General features: G+C 72.0%; 12 protein-coding genes. 5 read left to right on the forward strand and 7 right to left on the reverse strand.

Features of this window, described 5'->3' with window-relative positions; all coding sequences use genetic code 11:
• The first annotated feature begins 87 nt into the window (after nucleotides 1–87).
• The 3 genes from BLU81_RS18255 to BLU81_RS18265 all read left to right on the forward strand — a co-directional run bounded on the left by BLU81_RS18255 (nucleotide 88) and on the right by BLU81_RS18265 (nucleotide 7,491).
• Nucleotides 88–660 (forward strand): molybdopterin-dependent oxidoreductase, encoded by a 573-nt coding sequence (locus BLU81_RS18255; RefSeq protein ID WP_231954628.1) that lies wholly within the window; start codon nucleotides 88–90, stop codon nucleotides 658–660.
• Nucleotides 661–805: 145 nt separating this feature from the next.
• On the forward strand, nucleotides 806–5,578 hold the full coding sequence (locus BLU81_RS18260; protein ID WP_092545774.1) for a diguanylate cyclase: 4,773 nt from the start codon (nucleotides 806–808) through the stop codon (nucleotides 5,576–5,578).
• Nucleotides 5,575–7,491, forward strand: a complete 1,917-nt coding sequence (locus BLU81_RS18265) for a putative bifunctional diguanylate cyclase/phosphodiesterase (protein WP_092545775.1) — start codon at nucleotides 5,575–5,577, stop codon at nucleotides 7,489–7,491. The genes BLU81_RS18260 and BLU81_RS18265 overlap by 4 nt, the downstream gene beginning before the upstream one ends.
• Here BLU81_RS18265 and BLU81_RS18270 read toward each other — a convergent pair whose 3' ends face one another.
• Complete coding sequence (locus BLU81_RS18270; protein ID WP_092545776.1) at nucleotides 7,492–8,298, reverse strand: SAM-dependent methyltransferase; 807 nt, start codon at nucleotides 8,296–8,298, stop codon at nucleotides 7,492–7,494.
• Between the two features lie 107 nt (nucleotides 8,299–8,405).
• The gene (locus BLU81_RS18275) at nucleotides 8,406–11,651 is read right to left on the reverse strand and encodes a hypothetical protein (RefSeq protein WP_172890576.1); all 3,246 of its coding nucleotides are present in this window, start codon (nucleotides 11,649–11,651) and stop codon (nucleotides 8,406–8,408) included.
• A 76-nt stretch (nucleotides 11,652–11,727) separates the two neighbouring features.
• On the opposite strand from BLU81_RS18275, the gene BLU81_RS18280 reads away from it, so the two are divergent.
• On the forward strand, nucleotides 11,728–12,747 hold the full coding sequence (locus tag BLU81_RS18280) for a hypothetical protein (protein WP_092545777.1): 1,020 nt from the start codon (nucleotides 11,728–11,730) through the stop codon (nucleotides 12,745–12,747).
• Here BLU81_RS18280 and BLU81_RS18285 read toward each other — a convergent pair.
• The 3 genes from BLU81_RS18285 to BLU81_RS18295 are packed head-to-tail and all read right to left on the reverse strand — an operon-like array spanning nucleotide 12,734 to nucleotide 15,971.
• Entirely contained in the window at nucleotides 12,734–13,903 is a 1,170-nt protein-coding gene (locus BLU81_RS18285; RefSeq protein WP_172890577.1) for a sensor histidine kinase, read from the reverse strand. The genes BLU81_RS18280 and BLU81_RS18285 overlap by 14 nt on opposite strands.
• Before the next feature lie 8 nt (nucleotides 13,904–13,911).
• Entirely contained in the window at nucleotides 13,912–14,586 is a 675-nt protein-coding gene (locus BLU81_RS18290) for a response regulator transcription factor (protein WP_231954629.1), read from the reverse strand.
• Nucleotides 14,583–15,971 (reverse strand): ferredoxin reductase family protein, encoded by a 1,389-nt coding sequence (locus BLU81_RS18295; protein WP_092545780.1) that lies wholly within the window; start codon nucleotides 15,969–15,971, stop codon nucleotides 14,583–14,585. Before BLU81_RS18295 ends, BLU81_RS18290 begins: the two co-directional genes overlap by 4 nt.
• A gap of 116 nt (nucleotides 15,972–16,087) precedes the next feature.
• On the opposite strand from BLU81_RS18295, the gene BLU81_RS18300 reads away from it, so the two are divergent.
• On the forward strand, nucleotides 16,088–16,969 hold the full coding sequence (locus BLU81_RS18300) for a phosphatase PAP2 family protein (protein ID WP_092545781.1): 882 nt from the start codon (nucleotides 16,088–16,090) through the stop codon (nucleotides 16,967–16,969).
• On the opposite strand, the gene BLU81_RS18305 is transcribed toward BLU81_RS18300, so the two are convergent.
• On the reverse strand, nucleotides 16,947–17,606 hold the full coding sequence (locus tag BLU81_RS18305; RefSeq protein WP_092545782.1) for a response regulator: 660 nt from the start codon (nucleotides 17,604–17,606) through the stop codon (nucleotides 16,947–16,949). The genes BLU81_RS18300 and BLU81_RS18305 overlap by 23 nt on opposite strands.
• Nucleotides 17,603–18,847 carry a sensor histidine kinase gene (locus tag BLU81_RS18310; RefSeq protein ID WP_092545783.1) on the reverse strand — a complete coding sequence of 415 codons (1,245 nt, stop codon included), beginning with the start codon at nucleotides 18,845–18,847 and terminating at the stop codon, nucleotides 17,603–17,605. Before BLU81_RS18310 ends, BLU81_RS18305 begins: the two co-directional genes overlap by 4 nt.
• Nucleotides 18,848–18,918: the final 71 nt, after the last annotated feature.

An 18,918-nucleotide genomic window follows, 5' to 3' on the forward strand; every position in this document is an offset into this window, starting at 1 on the left:
GCGACCGCGGGTTGCGGGCGACAGGCGGCGGTTACCGCGACGACAGGCGACAGGCGGCGGTTGCCGCGACGGCGCGTTGCGGGTCGGGTGGTCGGTTACCGGGACAACGGGATTCCGGCGAACGGGATCGCGGCCGGGGCGGGGCCGCCGCTGCCGGCCGATCACGGTTTCCCGGTGCGGGCCGTCGTCCCCGGCTGGGTCGGCATCGCCTCGATCAAGTGGGTCGGCAGGATCGAGGTGTCGGCCGAGCCACTGTTCTCGCCGTGGAACACCCAGTTCTACCGCCTGTTCGGCCCGGACTTCCCGGCCGAGGGCCAGCCGTTCGACCGGCAGGTGATCAAGAGCGCCTTCGAACTGGACCCCGGCACCACGTTCCCGGCCGGGGTGCGGACCCGGCTGACCGGGCGTTCCTGGTCCGCCGACGGCCCGATCCGCGAGACGAGGGTCAGCACCGACGGCGGGGTGACCTGGCGGCGGGCCCGCCCGTACGGGGCGACGCCCGGTGGTGTGTGGCAGCGCTGGGAGCTCGACTGGACCCCACCGCGGGCGATCACGTGCTCCAGGCCCGCGCCACCGACGTGCGCGGCAACACCCAGCCCGAGGTGGCCCGGTTCAACACCCTCGGTTACCTGTTCGACGCGGTGCTCCACGTCCCGGTGAACGCGGCCTGAGGTCCCGGTGACCCGCGGCCCCAGACCCGCCGGCCGGGGCGTGAGCACGTCCCGGCCGGCGGGGCACGATCCCGGCACGGTGGCAGTCGGGTAGCAAAGCTCAGCCACGGGCGGGCCGGGACGATGGGCAGCCCGTGACTTCTGACCGCGCCGAAGAGCTGCTCTACGACAGCGACCGCACCCGGGTCGCCCGGATCCGCCTCACCGACGGCTCCTTCATCGTGCGCAAGCAGCCGCTCGGCCCGGACGCCGCCGACCGGCTGCGCAACGAGACGGCGGTGCTGCGCCACCTCGACGGGCTCACCGGTACGCCGCGGCTGGCCGGAGACGGCGAGGGGTCACTGGATCTGCGGGACCTGCCCGGCCGTACCCTCGCCGATCTGTATGCGCCCTGGGAACCCGGCGCATTGCTGGAGCTGGCCGGGAACCTCGCCGGGATCCTCGCCGGGATCCACCGGCGCGGGGTGGTGCACCGTGACCTGAGCCCGGCGAACGTGCTGGTCGACGCGGACAGCGGCCTGCCCACCCTGATCGACTTCGAACTGGCCACGCTGGAGGCGCAGACCCCGGACGCCCCGGAGGCGGGTTTCGCCGGCACGCTGCCCTACCTGTCGCCGGAGCAGACCGGCCGCACCGGCCGCCCGGTCGACAACCGCAGCGACCTGTACGCGCTCGGCGCGACCCTCTACGAGCTGGCCACCGGGAAGCCGCCGTTCGGCCGGGACCGGGAGCCGCTGAGCTTGATCCACGACCACCTGGCGAAGGTGCCGGTGCCGCCGGCCGACCTGAACCCGGCGATCCCGGCACTGCTGTCACAGATGATCCTGCGGCTGCTGAACAAGGAGCCGGGCCAGCGGTACCAGAGCGGCGAGGGCCTCGCCCACGACCTGGAGCGGCTGCGGTCCGGCGCCGACTTCACCCTGGGTGAGCGGGACTTCCCGATGCGGCTGGCGGCTCCGGCCCGGCTGATCGGCCGGTCCGCGCCGCTGGCCGCCCTGCACGGGCTGTTCGCCGAGGTGGTCGCCGGGCGCAACGTCCTGGCCCTGGTCACCGGACCGCCCGGAGTCGGCAAGACCGCGCTGGTGGACCGGCTGCGCCCGGCGCTGGCGGCAGCCGGCGGCCGGTTCGTGACCGGCAAGTTCGACCAGTTCCACTCCGACACCGGCGGTGGTGCCGTCCGGCAGGCGTTCATCCAGCTCGGTGAACTCCTGCTGGCCGCACCGGACGACGTGGTCGCCGCGACACGCGAGCGGCTGCTCGCCGCGCTCGGCGCGGACGCCGCCGTGGTCGCCGGGATGATGCCGTCGTTCGCCGTGCTGCTCGGGGTGGAGCCGGACGAGTCGGCGGCCGACGACCCGCGCGATCACTTCGCGCGGCTGCGCACCGCCTCGATGACCCTGCTGCGCACGGTGGTGAGCGCGGACCGCCCGGTGGTGTTCTTCCTCGACGACCTGCAGTGGGCGACCGGGACGGCGTTCTCCTTCCTCGACGACGTGCTGGACCGGGCGGATCTGCCGGGTCTGCTCGTGCTGGGCGCGTACCGGGAGGAGGCAGTCGACGCGGCGCACCCGCTCAGCGCGGTGCTGGCCCGGCTGCACCGGGAGCGCGGCGACGACGCCGAAGTACGCCTGGACAACCTGAGTGCCACCGATCTGGGGGTGCTGATCGCCGAGATGCTGCGGCTGCCGGAGGCGGAACGGCTGGCCACGGTGCTGGCCGAGCGGACCCGGGGCAACCCGTTCGACACCGTCGAACTGCTGGGGGCGCTGCGCCGGGAGGGTGTGCTGGTGCCGGAGGGTGGTGGCTGGCGCTGGGACGCGGCCGCCGTGCGGGACTTCGTCGGCCACGGTGACGTGGTGGCGCTGCTCGGCACCCGGATCGCCGGCCTGCCCGCGGACACCCGCGCCGCCGTCGACCTGCTGGCCTGTCTCGGTGGCGAGGTCGGCCTGGACCTGCTCGGCGACGCCCTGACCCCGGCCGTGGACGACGGTCTCGTGGTGATCGAGGAGGACCGGGCCCGGTTCCGGCACGACCGGGTGCAGCAGGCGGCGTTCGAGCGGCTCAGCCCGGACGAGCGGGCCCGGCTGAGCCTGGCCCTGGCCCGGCGGATCGCGCCCGCCCCGGCGGCGGCCGGTCTCTACCTGGCCGCGATCGATCTGCTGGGGTTCGCCGAGCCCGGCGAGCGGCGAGCGGCGGCCGGGTTGCTGCGCCGGGCTGCGGCCTCGGCGCGGATGGTCGCCGACCACGCGATGGGCGAGGCTCATGTCGCGGCCGCGCTGCGCCTGCTGACGAAGACCGATGAGGAGTACGCCGACACCCGGGCCGAGTGGCACGCCTCCCTGTTCGGGCTGGGCCGGTTCGACGAGGCCGACGTGGTCTTCGCCGAGTTGTACACGCCCGGCCGGGACCCGGTGTGGCTGGCCGGCCCGGTCGGTTTCCAGCTGGGTTCGCTCACCCACCGCCGGATGCTGCCGGAGGCTCTGGCGCTGGGTCTGGACATGCTGGGCCGGCTCGGTGTCGACGTGCCCGGTCCCGCCGAGATCGGCGCGCGCATCGGCGCCGGGGTGAGCGCCTTCCACAGTTGGCTGGCGTCCGTCGGCGACGAGACCGCACTGACCGAGATCACCGACCCGGTGATCCTGGCGGCCGCGCTGGTGATCAACCGGATGTCTCCGGCGGCGTTCTTCTCCGACAAGACGCTGATGGCGTGGCTCGGGGTTCAGGCCGGCGAGTTGTGGTCCGGGCACGGCGTGTCCGCGCACCTGGCCGGTTCACTCGGCAACATCGGTGCGGTCACCATCGCCGGTGGTGGCGACTTCGCGGCCGCCTACCGGGCGACGTCGCATGTGCTGGCGGTTGCCGAGCGGTTCGGTTTCGAGCCGGCCACCTCGCAGGTGAAGTTCCTGCACGCGCTGGCCGGCGTGCCGTGGTTCGAGCCACTGGAGAACGCGGTCCGGCTGGCGCACGACGCCCGCGACGGCCTGCTGCGCGGCGGGGATCTGCGCAACGCGCTCTACACCTACTACACGTCGGTGCCGCAAATGCTCGACGTCGCGGCCGATCTGGAGGCGTTCAACCGGGAGGCGCAGGCCGCCAGCGCGTTCGCCGAACGGATCGGGGCCGGTCACGACAACGCCATGTTCGGCACCGTCGGCCGGTTCGTCCGCGGGATGCGGGGCCTGGAGGCCTTCGACAACGACGAGTTCTTCGACGGGCTGGCCGGCAACGACGCGGCAGCCGCCTTCTACGCGGTGGTACGGGCCCTGTCGGCGGCGATCCACGGCGACGACGAGGACCTGGTCCGGTTCAGCCGGCACGCGCTCGAGCTGCTCCCGGCCACGCCGGGCGTCTACCTGCTCGCCCCGGGTCACGTGCTGGCCGCGCTCGGTGCCGCGGTGACCGCCCGGACCTCCACCGGCCCGGAGCGTGACGAGGCCCTGGCGGTGCTGGACCGCAGCCGGGACTTCCTGGCCGCGCGGGCGGCCGGGCAGCCGGGCAACTTCCGGCACCTGTTCCGGCTGGTCGAGGCGACCCGGGCGGCCGTGCACGGCGACTTCCCGGGGGCCGTGGCCGCCTACGACGCCGCGATGGCCGACGCGGCGACCGCCGGCCGGTCCTGGCACGCGCCGCTGATCACCGAGCTGGCCGCCCGGTTCTACCTGGAGCACGGCATGGAGCACGTCGGCGCCCGGCTGCTCGGTGAGGCGCTGCCCGGTTACGCCGCCTGGGGTGCCGCCGGGAAGGTGCACGCTCTCAAACGGGCGCATCCGTCGCTGCGGACGGTGTTCGGGCAGTCCGCCGGGTCGCGGACCGCCACCAACAACGCGCACAGCATCAACCTGTCGACAGAGGTCATCGACTTGATGGCGGTGCTGGAGGCGGCACGGGCACTCAGTTCGGAACGCGACCTGGATCAGCTGCGGATCCGGGTGCAGCACGTCCTCGGCCAGATGACCGGGGCCACCGCCGTGCACCTGGTGACCTGGGACGAGCCGACCGGGCGGATGATGCTGCTGGGCGACGGCGGACGGCCCGCGATGGACGTCGAGGAGGCGGGCGAGCGCGCGTTGCTGCCGCTGACCGCGATCCGGTACGCCGAACGCACCCGCGAGACGATGCTTGTCGATGACGTGACGCTGGACGACCGGGTGGGGAAGGATCCGTACCTGGCCGGTCTTGATCATTGTTCGCTGTTGATCGTCCCGATCGGGCAGGGCCAGTCGCGGGCTGTACTGGTGCTGGAGAACCGGCTGAGCCGGCGGGCGTTCTCCGGACGGCTCGACGCGGTCGACATGATCGCCGGTCAGCTCACCGTCTCCCTGGAGAACGCGCAGGTCTACGCGTCGCTGGAGCGTAAAGTGGCGGAGCGGACCGAGGAGTTGAACGAGGCGAAAAACCGCCTGGAAGTGCTGACCGTCACCGATCCACTGACCGGGCTGCCGAACCGGCGCAAGCTCAACGCGTTCCTGGACGAGACGTGGCAGCGTTCGCAGCGCTCCGGTGAACCGGTCGGCGTCGCGATGATCGACATCGACAACTTCAAGAAGTACAACGACCACTTCGGCCACCAGGGTGGTGACGTCTGTCTGCGGATGGTCGCCGACGCGCTGCGCACGAGCGTCCGGGCGACCGATCTGGTGGCCCGTTACGGCGGTGAGGAGTTCTGCATCGTGATGCCCGGAGCCAACGACGAGAACGCCCTGGTCGTGGCGGAACGCGCCTGCGAGTCGGTGGCTCTGATGGGCCAGCCGCACCCGCTGGCGGACAGCGGCGTCGTCACCATCAGTGTCGGGGTGGTCTCCGGCACGCCGGTCACCAACGGCAGCCCGGAACAGCTCACCAAACTCGCCGACGAGGCGCTTTACGAGGCCAAGAACGCCGGGCGCAACCGGGTCGTGGCCGGATGAACCGGCGGACTCGGCGGTGGGCGGTCGGGACGCTCGTGGTGTCCCTGGCTCTGCTCTCCGGGTTCTCTCTGGGCGAGAACTGGCGGCACGCCGACATCGTCGGAACCCTCGTCCGCGACGGCGACACCATGGCCGCCTACGACCAGGCCGCCTACCTGTCAGCGCGGGAGATGGCGCTGATCGAGGCGACCGCTGCCGAACCGGACGGCTCGGAGCGGGGGCAACTGCTCGACGCCGATGACCGCACCTACCGTGCCACGCTGGCACTCGCTGACGTCGTCGACGATCACGGTGACGCCATGGAGGCGGGCACCATCGCCCAGCGGCAGATCAACCTGCGCCAGGACATCAACCTGTACCTGGGGATGCTGGACCGGGGTGAGACCGCCAAGGCGAAGAGCCATCTGGAGACGGTGATCGAGCCGTCGTACGCGCGCATCTCGACCCGGCTGATGCAACTGCGCGACCAGCACTCGGAACGGTTCCATGCCAACCAGGACATCGCCGAGGCCAACTCCGACCGGCTGGTCTGGGCCGGGCTGATCTCGTTCGGGCTCACCCTGATCGTGCTCGCCCTGTTCGGTTTGTCCATGCGCTCGCACCGGCGGCAGGTGGAGGCGATGGCCTCCACCGATCAGCTCACCGGGCTGCCGAACCGGGCCGCGTTCACCACCCGCCTGCACCGGGAGCTGACCGCGGCACGGCCGGTGCACAGCCTGCCCGGCATCACCGTGCTGACCGTCAACATCAACGGGTTCCGGCACGTCAACGACCAGCTCGGCCCGCACATCGGGGACCGGCTGCTGGCCGAGGCCGGCTGGCGCCTGGCCGGGGTGGTCCGCGACACCGATCTGGTCGCCCGGATCGGTGGCGACGAGTTCGCGATCCTGCTGCGCGACCTGGACCCGGCGCGAGCCGACGTGGTCGTCACCCGGCTGCGCGACGCCTTCGACCAGTCGTTCCACCTCGACGACATCACCGTCGACCTGGAGGTCAGTGTCGGGGCGGCGACCGCTTCCGCCGACGACGACGTCAGCACCCTGCTCGGGCACGCCGACAGTGCCCTGCACGACGCGAAACAGCAGCACGACAGCTTCCGCCGGTTCGACGGCACCACCGCCCCGGACAGCAACGACCGGCTCACCCTGCTCGGCGACCTGCGGCGAGGCCTGACCGACGCCGGCCAGTTCACCCTGCACTATCAGCCGAAGATCCGGCTCTGCGACGGCACGCTCGCCGGGGTGGAGGCGCTGGCCCGCTGGAACCATCCGGACCGCGGGCCGGTGCCCCCGGGACAGTTCGTGCCGGTGCTGGAGACCACCAGCCTGATCCACCCGTTCACCGAGCGGGTCCTGGATCTGGCGCTGCGGCAGGCCCGGGACTGGCTGGAAGCCGGCCACCGGGTGCCGGTGGCCGTGAACGTCTCGACCCGCAGCCTGCTGGACGCCACCTTCCCGGGCCGTCTGGCCGCCCTGCTGAAGTCCACCGGTGTGCCCGGTGAGCTGCTGTGCATCGAGATCACCGAGTACACCGTGATGTCCGACCCGACGACCACGATCGACGCGCTGCGCAGCATCCGCGCCCTGGGGGTGAAGACGTCGATCGACGACTTCGGCACCGGGTACTCGTCGCTGTCGTACCTGAAACTGCTGCCGGTCGACGAGTTGAAGATCGACCGGTCGTTCGTGACCGACATGGTCGACGACAACAGCAGCCGCGCCCTGGTCGCCTCGGCCGTCGACCTGGCACACAACCTGGGCCTGACCGTCGTCGCCGAGGGTGTCGAGGACGTCTTCACCGCGCAGGCCCTGATCGGTCTCGGCTGCGACACCGCCCAGGGGTACCACTTCGCCCGGCCGACTCCGGCCGCCGACCTCGACGCCCGCTTCCTGCAGCCGGAACCGGTGGTGTGATCAGGGCTTGCGGGCGACCGCGCCGAACTCGTCGACCTCACGCAGGTCCTCGCCCGCGGCGTCCGGCGCCGGACGCCACCGGGAGCACGGGACCAGGCCCGGCTCCAGGACCTCGAGGCCGTCGAGGAAGCGGGCGATCTCGTCCGGGTGGCGCAGGTGGTAGCTGAGGGGGGCGTTCGCGTTCCACACGCCGATCGCCTCCTCGAAGGCCGGGCCGTCGATCACGTTGGTGCCGTCCGCGGTGAGGAAGTAGCTGCCGGACGGCAGCTCGGCCAGCAACGCCTCGACGATGGTGACGGCCTGCTCCAGGTCGGGCACGTGACCGAGGATGTTCATCAGGATCAGGCCGACCGGCTGACTGAAGTCGAGCGTCTCCTTCGCCGCCGCGATGATCTTCGCGGGCTCGTGCAGGTTCGCGTCGACGTAGTCGGTCTTACCCTCCGGCGTGCTGGTCAGCAGCGCCCGCGCGTGGACCAGGACGAGCGGGTCGTTGTCGACGTAGACGATCCGCGCGTCGGCGGCGGCGGCCTGCGCGACCTGGTGGGTGTTCTCCGCGGTCGGCATGCCGGTGCCGATGTCCAGGAACTGGCGGATGCCCTGCTCCTGCACGAGGAACGTGACGGCCCGTTTCAGGAATGCCCGCGAGTGCCGCGCCACCACGGTGATGTCCGGGTAGAAGCCGGTGAAGTCGTCACCGACCGCCCGGTCCACCGGGAAGTTGTCCTTGCCGCCGAGCCAGTAGTTCCACACCCGCGCCGAGTGCGGAACATTGGTGTCGAGCTTCGCGGTTTCGTCACTGTCGGTCATGGCGGCGGCTCCGTCGGAGGGCGTCAGCGGGTGGCGCCGAGCATACGCCGCCGGTCACCGGAGCCCACGGGCGGTCCACACCGGACGGTGGACCACCCGGGCGCCGGTCAGCGCAGAGTCATGTCCACGTCGTACGCGGTCCCCCGTACCGCCGCGTCGGGGTGTGCTCGCAGGGTGAGCAGCAGCGACCGCCAGGGGCCCGCCCAACCGTGCGTGCCGCCCCGCTCGGCCAGCGCGGTCGCGAACAGTCCGCCGGCCAGGTCACCGCGCGTGGCCATTCGCCCGGCCGTCGCCAGGACCTCGGCCGGCACGTCGTGGTCCCGGTCCCCGGCGACGTCCCGGACCGTGCCGGCGAGACCGGCCGCGAGAACCGGCTGGCCGGCGCACCGGTCGGCGACCTCGTCCAGATGCGACAGCCAGCCCAGATGCAGCAGCATCCCGGCGGCCGGCCGCAGCAGTCCGGGCCGGGCCGCCAGCTCCCGTGCCGCGGCGATCTCCACCGACCAGTCCACGGTCCTCGGGAGGCGCGCGCGGTCGGCGGTGAGGGTCAGAATCAGGTTCAGGCGGCGGTACGCCGGACGATCGGAACCGGCGTCACCGGGCCGTTCGTCGGCCGCGTCGAGGTCGGCCAGCCGCAGCAGCACCGTGCGGAGGTCCGCACCGTCGAGCACCCGCAGCAACTCCCCCGCCGCGACCGGCGGCTCGTCCAGATCGGTCAGGGACTCCAGCGCCAGCGCCCCCACCTCGGTGGTCCACGACGCCCACAGCGGCAGCCGCGCGAGGGCCTCCCGGCGGAGTTCCCGGTCCTCGGAGCGGCAGGCCGCGGCGATCAGCGACGCGAATCGTTCCCGGTGCCGTTCGGCGATCCGCCACGGGTCGGCGCCCAGCACCGCCCGCCGTTCCTCCCGGCTGCCGTCGGCTGCGCCGGAAAGGATCGTCCAGCTCGCCGTGACCGCCAGTCGCTGCCGGGCCGCCGACACGATCGCCGCGCGCACGTCCCGGTGGGCCGACGGGTCCGCCCAGGCGTCCCGGAGCACCGCCATCACCGCCGGTTCGCCGTACTGGCCGAGCAGCCGGGCCACCTCCTTCCGGCTGGTGACCTTGACCCCTTCGGTCGCGGTCAGCAGCGGGACCAGCAGTGCGGTCAGCCGGGACGGCGGCACGTCGGCGGCGGACCGCCCGGCCGCGTAGAGGGCGACCCGGGCCCGGTCGTCACCCGCGCGGGCGAGCAGCGTGACCAGGGCGCCGGCCGGGTTGTCGGTCCAGACCAGTTCGGCGAGCGCGGTCTCGGCGAGGACCACGTCCGGCGAATCCACGTACCGCAGCAGCATGTCGCGGCCGGCGACCGGGATGCGGGCGGCGGTAGCGAGTGCATGGGCCCGCTGCCCCGCCGTCAGCCCGGTGTCGTCGACATCCCGGCGCAGCAGTTCGGCGTAGCGGGCCTGCTGGCGGGGCAGCCACCGCTCGGGCCGGGACTCGCGCGGCAGCCAGTGGCCCTCGTCCCCGACGAAACGGCCTCGCGGTGGTGCGTCGAGGACCCGGTCGAGCAGGTCCGTGCGGTTCCCGTCGATGGTGTTCCACACCGTGTCGATGGTGACCGTGGACGGGTCGGCGGCCAGCAGCGTCTCGACCCGGTGCGGCCGTTCGCGCGGGTCGTCGAGCCACAGGGCGATCGCCTCGCGGGCCACCGACTGGACCTGTGGTGGTTCGGTGGCCCGGCCCAGCAGTTCCTGCAGCTCCGGGACGAGACGGGCGCGCTTGCCCAGGGCCCGGGTGAGCGCGAACAACGGCCGGACGTCGCCCCGGTCGAAGGCCGCGGTCACCCAGCCGCGCAACCGGTCGAAGACCATCGTCTCCTGCCCGCGCCGCAGCTGAGGGCCGAACCGGCGCAACGCCGGAACCTTGGCGGTGGTGGTCGTCAGGTCGATCGTCAGCAGCGCCCACTCCCGCAGTTCGGGGACGTCGACGTGCAGCCGCAACGTCTCGGTGGCCAGGGCGGACAGCGCGTTCATCACGGCCTGGTGGGTGTCGCGGGCCTCGACGGCGTCGGTGACCACCCGGGTCAGTGCTCCGGCGCCGAGCGGGCGGAGGAGGTGCGCCGCCCCGGCCAGGGCGGACAGGGCGGCGAACCGGACCGGGTCCTGTTCGTTGCGCAGCCGCGGCAGCCCGGACAGCACCTCGGCGACGGCCTGCGGATCACGGGACCGGCGGGCCGCGGAGATCAGCACCGTCCAAGCCTGCGCCCGCTCCACCGCCGCGCCCGAGCGCAGCCGGGCGCTGGCCGCCGCGGACGCCTGCGGCCAGGCCAGGAAACCGCTCCAGGCGAGCGCCATGGTCTCGTGGTCGCGCACCTGCGGCAGGGTGAGCACGCGGGTCGCCTCGCGGATCCGGACCGCGTGCGGCAGCACCTCGATCAGATCGGTGGAGGGGACGTCCACCGCGGACAGTCCGGCCGCGTCGTACAGTTCGCCGCGCCGGGCCGGGGGCAGATTCTTCAGCAGGAGGGTGAACTGCCACGGGCGGTCCCGGAGACGGACCGCGATCGGTGCCAGGCCGGCGGCCGGCAGCACGGCGAGACGGCGCAGGACCGCCCTGGGCAGCGGGTTGCGGGCGGTCCAGGCGGCCCGGCCCGGTGCGGCGATCAGGTGGGCGAGGCGGGCGGGGTCGACCGCGGCGATCCGGCCGTACCCGCGGATCCGGCCCGGCAGACGGTCCTCCGGGCCGAATCGTTCCAGCAGGTCGAGCACACCGGCCGGGTCGCAGTGCAGCAGCGCGTCGGCGACCAGGGTCCAGATCCGGTCCCGGACGTCGGCGGTCGGCGCCTGGTCGAGACGATCGGTGACCCGCTCCAGGAACGGGCCAGGGTGCCGACGGGCGAGAGCCGACAGGTTGACGGCGTGTTCCAGGACCGGAAGCGATCGGCGTACGACATCGGGTCCGCAAGCCGTCAGCAGCATGGCGGCCTCCGCGTCCCCGTGCGCCGCGGCGACCCGGGTGATCAGCTCGTCGGCGACGCCGGGCGCCTCGACCAGCCGCAACGCGTGGTAGATCCGGCGCCGGTCGGCGGCCGGCAGATCCTCGTGCCAGACGTCCAGGCCGGCGCGTAGAGCGGCCCGGAACGCCTCGCCCCGGATCGCCGGTGTCTCGTCGCCGCACGCCGCCCGGATGCCCGCCTCGTCCCCGGTGGTGATCGCGGCGACCAGGGCGAGCCGGCGTTCGTACGGCCCACCGGCGCGCAGTTCGGCGGTGACCTCAGCCCGGTTCGCCGCCGTCCGCGCCCAGACGGCGACGTGGCTGAGCCGCTGCCGGAAGGACAGCGGATCGAGGACGGCGAGCAGTTCCGCGGTGATCATGCGACCGATTCTGCCCGGTCGACTAATTCTCAAGCCACGGCATTTCCCGCCGAAACGTACAGTCGCCAGTTCCGACATGAATCCCGAGGTCAACCGCATGTCCCTTGCCACCCGGCCCGCCGTTCTACTCGCCACCGCCACCGTCGCCGCGAGTCTGCTCGTCGCGCCCGGCGCGGCCTGGGCCGCCGACACCACCACCACGCTGACCGCTGCCGAGATGCGCACCGCCCTGCGCACGGTCGGTACCGCGTCGACGTCGGCCGGTGCGGGCGGCTGGCGTGCGGTGACCGACTTCTCGCTGTCCGCGGCCGGTGAGACCATGACGATCAAGGACACCGTGATGGTCGACCCGGTGCTGGGCCGGTTCGGCGAGGTCACCGCGGTCTCCGGGTACGGCACCGAGAGCTCGTTCGCCGCCGAGGGCCAGGGCGTCTGGACGCAGGCCGACACCGAGCAGGTCAAGGCGCTGCGGATGATGGGCAAATCGGCGGTCAAGTACGTGTTCGCCGCCGACAAGAAGCTGAAACTGGCCGAGTTCGTCAAGGACAGCGCCTTCGACTCGGCGTCCCTGGTCGAGTACTACTCGATCCCGGGCACCAAGACGGTCCACGACGACGGCACCATCGACTACAAGGTGACCGAGAACGACCAGAAGGTCACGGTCCTCATCCACACCACCGCAGCGTCGGTCCTGACCGGTGTCGAGCTGTCCTCCACCAGTTCGAAGGCCACCGTCGGTTTCACCTACGCCGCCCAGACGGTGACCCTGCCGGCCGCCGCCACGGTTCTGGACGTGGCCACCGTGAACCGGGGGGTCGCCTACCTCGACATGGCCGCCACCGTGAAACTGGCCGCCACCAAGGGCGCCGCCAGCACTCGGGCGGCCGCGAAGGGCCGCACCGTCAAGGTCGCCAGCCTGCGCAAACTGGTCCGCAGGGACGTGACCACCGCCAACCGCGCGGCCGGCGTCACCATGGTCAAGGTCAAGGACGTCTCCGGCGGTGTACGGGTGTCGGCGACGAACCCGTGGACGAAGTCGACCGTCACGTACTCGGTGAAGGCCTCCGGCCGCAAGGTGCTCGTCAAGAAGCTCTGAGCGGCAGATGCAGCACGACGGCCCCGTGGTCACCTCGCTGGATGTGGACACGGCCGTCGTGCCGCCGGGTGATCTCCGCGACGATCGCCAGGCCCAGGCCGGAGTGGGTGCCGCTCTCTCCGGCCGGCCGGCCGGTCACGAACGGTTCGAAGGCGTGTGCCACCAGGTCCGGCGCGAATCCGGGGCCGTCGTCGACGACGCTCAGCACCGCGGTCCGGCCGTCGGCGTCGATCCGGACGGTCACCCGGGTCGACGCGAAGTCGAGCGCGTTCGCGACCAGGGCGGTGCAGAGCCGGGCGACGGCCGCCCCGGAACCGCGGATCACCGCTGGTTCCGCCGTTCCGGACCTGGTCAGCGTGATCTGGCGGGCGTCCGCCTCGTCGCGCATCGCGTCGATGACCGCATCCGTGGTCGCGACCAGATCGACGTCCTCGGTGCCGGTCTGGTCGCGTGGATCGGCGGCGACCAGGAGATCGTCGAGGATCTGGTTCAACGTGCGGGTGTCCCGGGTCATCTCGTCGAGCGACGCCGACAAGCCGGCGGGCAGATCGTCGCGGTACCGGTGGTTCAGCAGTTGCGCACGCGTGCTGAGCAGTGTCAACGGCGTCCGGAGTTCGTGACTCGCGGCCGCCACGAACCTTCGTTGACCGGCCAGGGCCTCAGCCAACGGCCGGATCGCGCGCCGGGCCATCACGTACGAGGCGAACGCCGCGATACTCAGGGCGGCGACCCCGGACCACAGCAGCACGAACGCCAGCCGCCGGAGGTTCGCCTCGTTCCGGTGCTCCTCCGCGGTGACCTGAACGACCAGGTCACCGCGCCGTGTCGTGCGGGTGGTGTAGTCACGCCCGCCGACGGTTCGCTCCCGCAGGACCGGCCCGGCCCCGCCGGACACCCGCCTGGCCGTCTCCCGGTCGACGAGTCCGTCCGGCTGGCCGTTCGGCACCGTCACCGTGCCGCCCCGGATGACGGTCACGAAGATGCCACTCGGGGCGATCTGCGCGGTGGTGAGCCGGGAGGCGTCCCGCAGATCCTTCTCGGTCGTCGCGTCGGTGCTGATCTTGAACAGCACCAGGACCAGACCCAGCACGGTGATCAGCAGCAGTGTCATGAGCGCCGCGAACTGGACCGTGAGACGGGCCGACGCACTCCTCACCTCGGGATTCATCCCACTGGGCCCAGCCGGTAACCGAGGCCGCGGACGGTGTGGACCGCGTTTCGGCCCAGCTTTCTCCGCAGATAGTGGACGTAGGTGTCGACCACCCCCGGATCCGTCGCGTCGGGGAAGACCGTGGCCAGCAGGTCGTCCCGGCCGAAGACCTGCCGGGAGCGCCGCGCCAGCCGTTCCAGCAGGCGCGCCTCCCCTTCGGACAGGGCGACCAGCCCGGTACCGGTCGTCACCGTGCGGGTCTGGGTGTCGAAGGCGCCGCCCGGCACGGCCAGCACCACGGCGGTGGTGTCGTGCCGGCGCACGAGGGCCCGGATCCGGGCGAGGAGCTCGGCGATGTCGAACGGCTTCGGCAGATAGTCCTCCGCACCCCGGTCCAGGCCCTCCACCCGGTCAGCCGGGTTGCCCAGGGCGGAGAGGACCAGCGCGGGAGTACGGACCCCGCGGCTGCGCAGCCTGGTGAGGACGTCGAGTCCCTCGATCGCGGGCAGTCCACGATCGAGCACCAGGACCTCGAACTGCCGGGTGAGCCCCTCGTGCAGCGCGCGCTGACCGTCGTTCGCCTGCACCACGTCGTAGCCCTCGGCGGTGAACAGCTCGGCGAGCATCGCCGCGAGCCGGACGTCGTCCTCGACGAGCAGTAGGCGTGGGCTCTCCGGCACAACGTTCACCAGTCAAATCTCTCGATGTGGATCTGTGCGGGCGGCAGACCGGCTGCACGCGCGTCCCGGACGACCACGTCCGCCCAGGCCGGCGGGCCGCACACGTACAGGTCGGAGTCCATCAGGTCGGGGAACAGATCCTCGATCGACACCCCGCGGCGTACGGCGTCAGCGGACATCCACGTGCCGGCATCCTCCGGCCGGGGTCCCGACATCTCGATCACGGTACTCTCCGAGGCCGCGGCCAGGGTCTCGACCTCGTCCCACAGGTAACGGTCGTCGGCGCCGCCGCCCCGCAGGACGATGGTCGCCTCACCGGCGCTCAGCGGCGAGTCCTCCAGCATCGCCCGCACCGGCGTGACGCCGACACCCGCCGCGACCACCGCCAGCCGGGGGCGGCTGCGGGCCGCATCGGTGAAGATGCCGAACAGCCCGGCGAACCCGACCCGGGTGCCCGGCCGGACCCGGCTGATCCGGGCGCTGCCCGCACCGAGTGCCCGCACCGTGATCCGGGCCGTGGTCGCGGTCGGTACCGCCGACAGCGAGACCGGGTGCCCGTGGAACCACGTGCCGAGTGTCCAGAAGCGCCAGATCGCGTACTGCCCGCCCGCGGCGCGCAGCCGGTCCAGGCGCCGGCCGGACAGGTGGATGGACACCACGTCCGGGGCGATCCGCTCGACACTCGTCACCCGGATGCCGTGCCGCACGCTGCGGACGATCGGCACGACGACCCGGAAGACGAGCATCGATCCGAAGGCGACGGCGTAGAGGGTCAGCCAGTAGACGCACCGGTTGGACTGCGGGTCCAGGACCGCGCCGTCCATGCTCTGGTGCGGGAGCGCCATGACGATCCCGAGGTAGCTGAGCGCGTGGACGGCGAACCAGACCTCGTGGCTGAACCAGCGCCGGATCGCCGTCACCGCCGAGGTCACCACGACGACGACGAACACCACGAGGCCGATGTAGGCCAGACCGGTGTCCTCGGGACCGCCGATCAGCGCGAGGGTCTCGGCGACGACATCGTGACCGTTCTCGATCGAGCGGCCGGTGGTCAGCAGGGCGAAGTGGGCAAGGATGAGGTAGAGCGCGGGTTCGCCGAGTCTCCGGTGATGGGCCAGTGCGACGTCGTGGCCGATGATCCGGTCGACGAGCGGCACCCGGGCCGCGAGGAAGACCATGACCAGCACCAGGTCGGTGCCGAGCAGTCCGGCCATGGTGCCCAGCGAGGTCAGGGCCGTGCCGGCGGTGAGCCGCTGCGGGCCGCCCCAGATGGCGAAGAGGACGAACGTCATCACGACCGTCAGCCAGAAGGCGGCCGTCAGTGCGGTGGCCGCCAGGGCCCGGCGTTCGGATCGGTGGCGGCGGGTGCTGTCCGGCAGGGTTTGCGTCGACATAATCGTTCCTTTCGATCACCGCCGACCCTGCCGATCGAATCTTCGAGGTTTCTTGGAAGCCGTTTTGCCCGGACCGTTTATGATCGGCCGCTCGGCAAGCTTGGAGGCACGCTCGGATGACCATGGTTCGTCAGCGGCCCGGTGCCGGGTATCTCCTGGCACCGGTAGCCGTCGGGCTGCTCGCGGCCATCGGGACGGTCGCGACCTATCACGTCTTCGTCCGGACCATCTCCGGGCAGTGGCTGGACACCGCCGCCATGCTCGGCACCGACGTGCAGCATCCCCGGGTGGAGGACATCCTCAGCCGCACCATGGACGCCACCACCCTGACCAGCCTGGTGCTGGTCTGCATCGTCGCCGCGGCGATCGGGGTGTTCCGGAAACGGGCCGACCTGGCGATCGGGGCCGCCGTCCTGGTGCTGACCGCCAACGCCACCAGCCAGATCCTGAAGAGCTGGCTGCCCCGGCTGCCGTTCGACGGGACGAGCTATCCGAACTCGCTGCCCAGCGGGCACGTCACCGCTGCCGCGTCGGTGGCGTTCGCCCTGGTCCTGGTGTTGCCGTCGGCACTGCGGGGGACGGCCGCGCTGATCGGCGCGAGCTACACGGCCGCCATCGCGATCGGCACCGTGTGGGCGCAGTGGCACCGGCCCAGTGATGTCATCGCCGCTCTGCTCGTGGTGCTGGGCTGCGGTGCGCTCGCCGTCACCGGCATCCGGTTGGCCCGCTGGCGGATCGCCGGCAGACCGGAGCGCCCGAGCCGGATCGCCGGTCTGCCGCTGCTGGTCACGGCGGCGATCACGGCACCGGTCACCGTGCTCGGCCTGCTCCTCGGCAAGACCTCGGAATCCATGACGACGCTGCCGGAGCCCAGCCGGCTCACCTTCCTGACCGGCGCGGCCGGGGTCGCCGCCGTGGTGGCGATCGGTTTCCTGACCTGGCTGTGGCTCACCACCGACGACGATCCGGGCCCGGTCACGCCCGGCGACCCGGACTGACCAGGCCGTTCTCGTAACCGAAGACGACCGCGTGCACCCGGTCCCGCAGGCCCAGCTTGTGCAGGATCCGGCTGACGTGGGTCTTGATGGTCTGCTCGGCGATGAACAGTTCCCTGGCGATCTCGGCGTTGGACATGCCCATCGCCACGTGCACGAGGACTTCGCGCTCCCGGTCGGTCAGGGCGTTCACCGCGGTGGACGGTGCGGCCGGCTGGGTGCCGATGAAGTTCTCGATCAGGCGGCGGGTGATCCGTGGTGACAACAGGGCCTCGCTGTTCGTCACGACCCGTACCGCCCGCATCAGTTCTTCGGGTTCGCTGTCCTTGAGCAGGAAACCACTCGCGCCGGCCCGAAGCGCCTCGTACACGTAGTCGTCGATGTCGAACGTGGTGAGCATCAGCACCCGCGGCGTGGGGCCGGGCGCGCCCAGGATCTCCCGGGTGGCGGCCAGCCCGTCCAGTTCGGGCATCCGCACGTCCATCAGCACCACGTCCGGCCGCAGGCTGCGGGCCCGGCCCACCGCCACCCGGCCGTTCTCGGCCTCCCCGACGACCGACATGTCGGTCTGCGAGTCGAGGATCGCGTGGATCCCGGCCCGGATCATCGGCTGGTCGTCGACCACGAGCACACGGATCATCCGGCCTGTTCCTCTGTCATCTGCTTCTCCGCTGCCCGTTTCTCCACTGACCGTTCCTCCACTGCCCGTTCCTCCAGCAAGGGGAATCGGGCGGTCACCCGGTAACCACCCTCCGGGCGGGCCTCGGTCCGCACGGCGCCGCCGGCCAGGCGAGCCCGCTCGCGCATGCCGAGCAGCCCGTGGCTGACACCGCCGCCGTCCTCGATCGGCCGGGGCGTCTGCGTGGGAAGGTCGTTCACGACCTCGACGACGAGTTCGCCGGCCTGTTCCGAGACGATCACCCGGGTCGGGGCGCCCGGAGCGTGCCGGACCACATTGCTCAGGGACTCCTGCACGATCCGGTACGCGGCCAGGCCCACCGTGTCCGGCAGGTCCGTGCCGCCCAGGTCACCGGCGACGTCGAGTTCGACCGGGATGCCGCCGCGCCGCGCCGAATCGGCCAGCTCGGCCAGATGCTCCAGGTCCGGCATCGGCTGCAACTCGTTCTCCGAGTCCTCCTCGCGCAGCAGCGCCAGCAGTTGCCGCATCTCACGCAGCGCCCGCCGGGTGCCGGCGGCGATCCGGACGAACTCGTCGCGGGACTCCGGGTCCAGGTTCTTGATCCGGTACTCGGCGGACGTCGCCTGCATGTGGATCACCGACATGCTGTGCGCGACCACGTCGTGCAGTTCCCGGGCGATCCGGTTGCGCTCCTCCACGAGAGCCCGCTGCGCCTGCTCCAGCTCGACGTCCCGCTGCGCCGCGGCGAGCTGCCGGCGGGCGGTCCCCCGCTGGTTCCAGGCGATCACCGCGAACAGGGTGAGCACCGAGATCATCGCGTACAGGACCAGGGAGACGTCGCCGTCGTCCAGCGGCCGCTGCCGGGGGTCGGCCAGCACCAGGACGATCGCCGCGAGCGCGGTGCCCCACCAGGTCAGCACCGCCTCCCGCCACGGCCGGGTCGCCCCGACCAGCCCGACGTGCGCCACCAGCAGGATCATCACCGGCCCCGGCAGCGGCCAGAGCCCCGCTCCGACCGGCTGCACCCAGGCGAACGTCATGAACCCGCCGAGCTGCAGCACCAGCGCCGGCCACGGCCGCCACAACGCCATCGGCAGCGCCACACACTGGGCGGTCGCGGCGGCGTACGACACCAGCAGCGGCACGTCGTAGATCGACGTCATCAACAGTGACGTGACGACCAGCAGGAAACCCGCGGACGCGCCCACGATGAGCACCCAGAGCCGTCGCGTCCCGTCCACACCAGCGAGGCTACCGACCGGACATCGTCCGGGGCGTCCCTCCGCGGAGCCACCGGACCCCCTACCACGGA

This window comes from Actinoplanes derwentensis, from assembly GCF_900104725.1.
Taxonomy (GTDB): domain Bacteria; phylum Actinomycetota; class Actinomycetes; order Mycobacteriales; family Micromonosporaceae; genus Actinoplanes; species Actinoplanes derwentensis.

Excerpts from the sequence above, each read along its gene's own strand:
- BLU81_RS18265 (WP_092545775.1), top strand. The coding sequence starts at position 5,575 with ATGAACCGGCGGACTCGGCGGTGGGCGGTCGGGACGCTCGTGGTGTCC.
- BLU81_RS18270 (WP_092545776.1), bottom strand. The coding sequence starts at position 8,298 with ATGACCGACAGTGACGAAACCGCGAAGCTCGACACCAATGTTCCGCAC.
- BLU81_RS18275 (WP_172890576.1), bottom strand. The coding sequence starts at position 11,651 with ATGATCACCGCGGAACTGCTCGCCGTCCTCGATCCGCTGTCCTTCCGG.
- BLU81_RS18280 (WP_092545777.1), top strand. The coding sequence starts at position 11,728 with ATGAATCCCGAGGTCAACCGCATGTCCCTTGCCACCCGGCCCGCCGTT.
- BLU81_RS18295 (WP_092545780.1), bottom strand. The coding sequence starts at position 15,971 with ATGTCGACGCAAACCCTGCCGGACAGCACCCGCCGCCACCGATCCGAA.
- BLU81_RS18300 (WP_092545781.1), top strand. The coding sequence starts at position 16,088 with ATGACCATGGTTCGTCAGCGGCCCGGTGCCGGGTATCTCCTGGCACCG.
- BLU81_RS18305 (WP_092545782.1), bottom strand. The coding sequence starts at position 17,606 with ATGATCCGTGTGCTCGTGGTCGACGACCAGCCGATGATCCGGGCCGGG.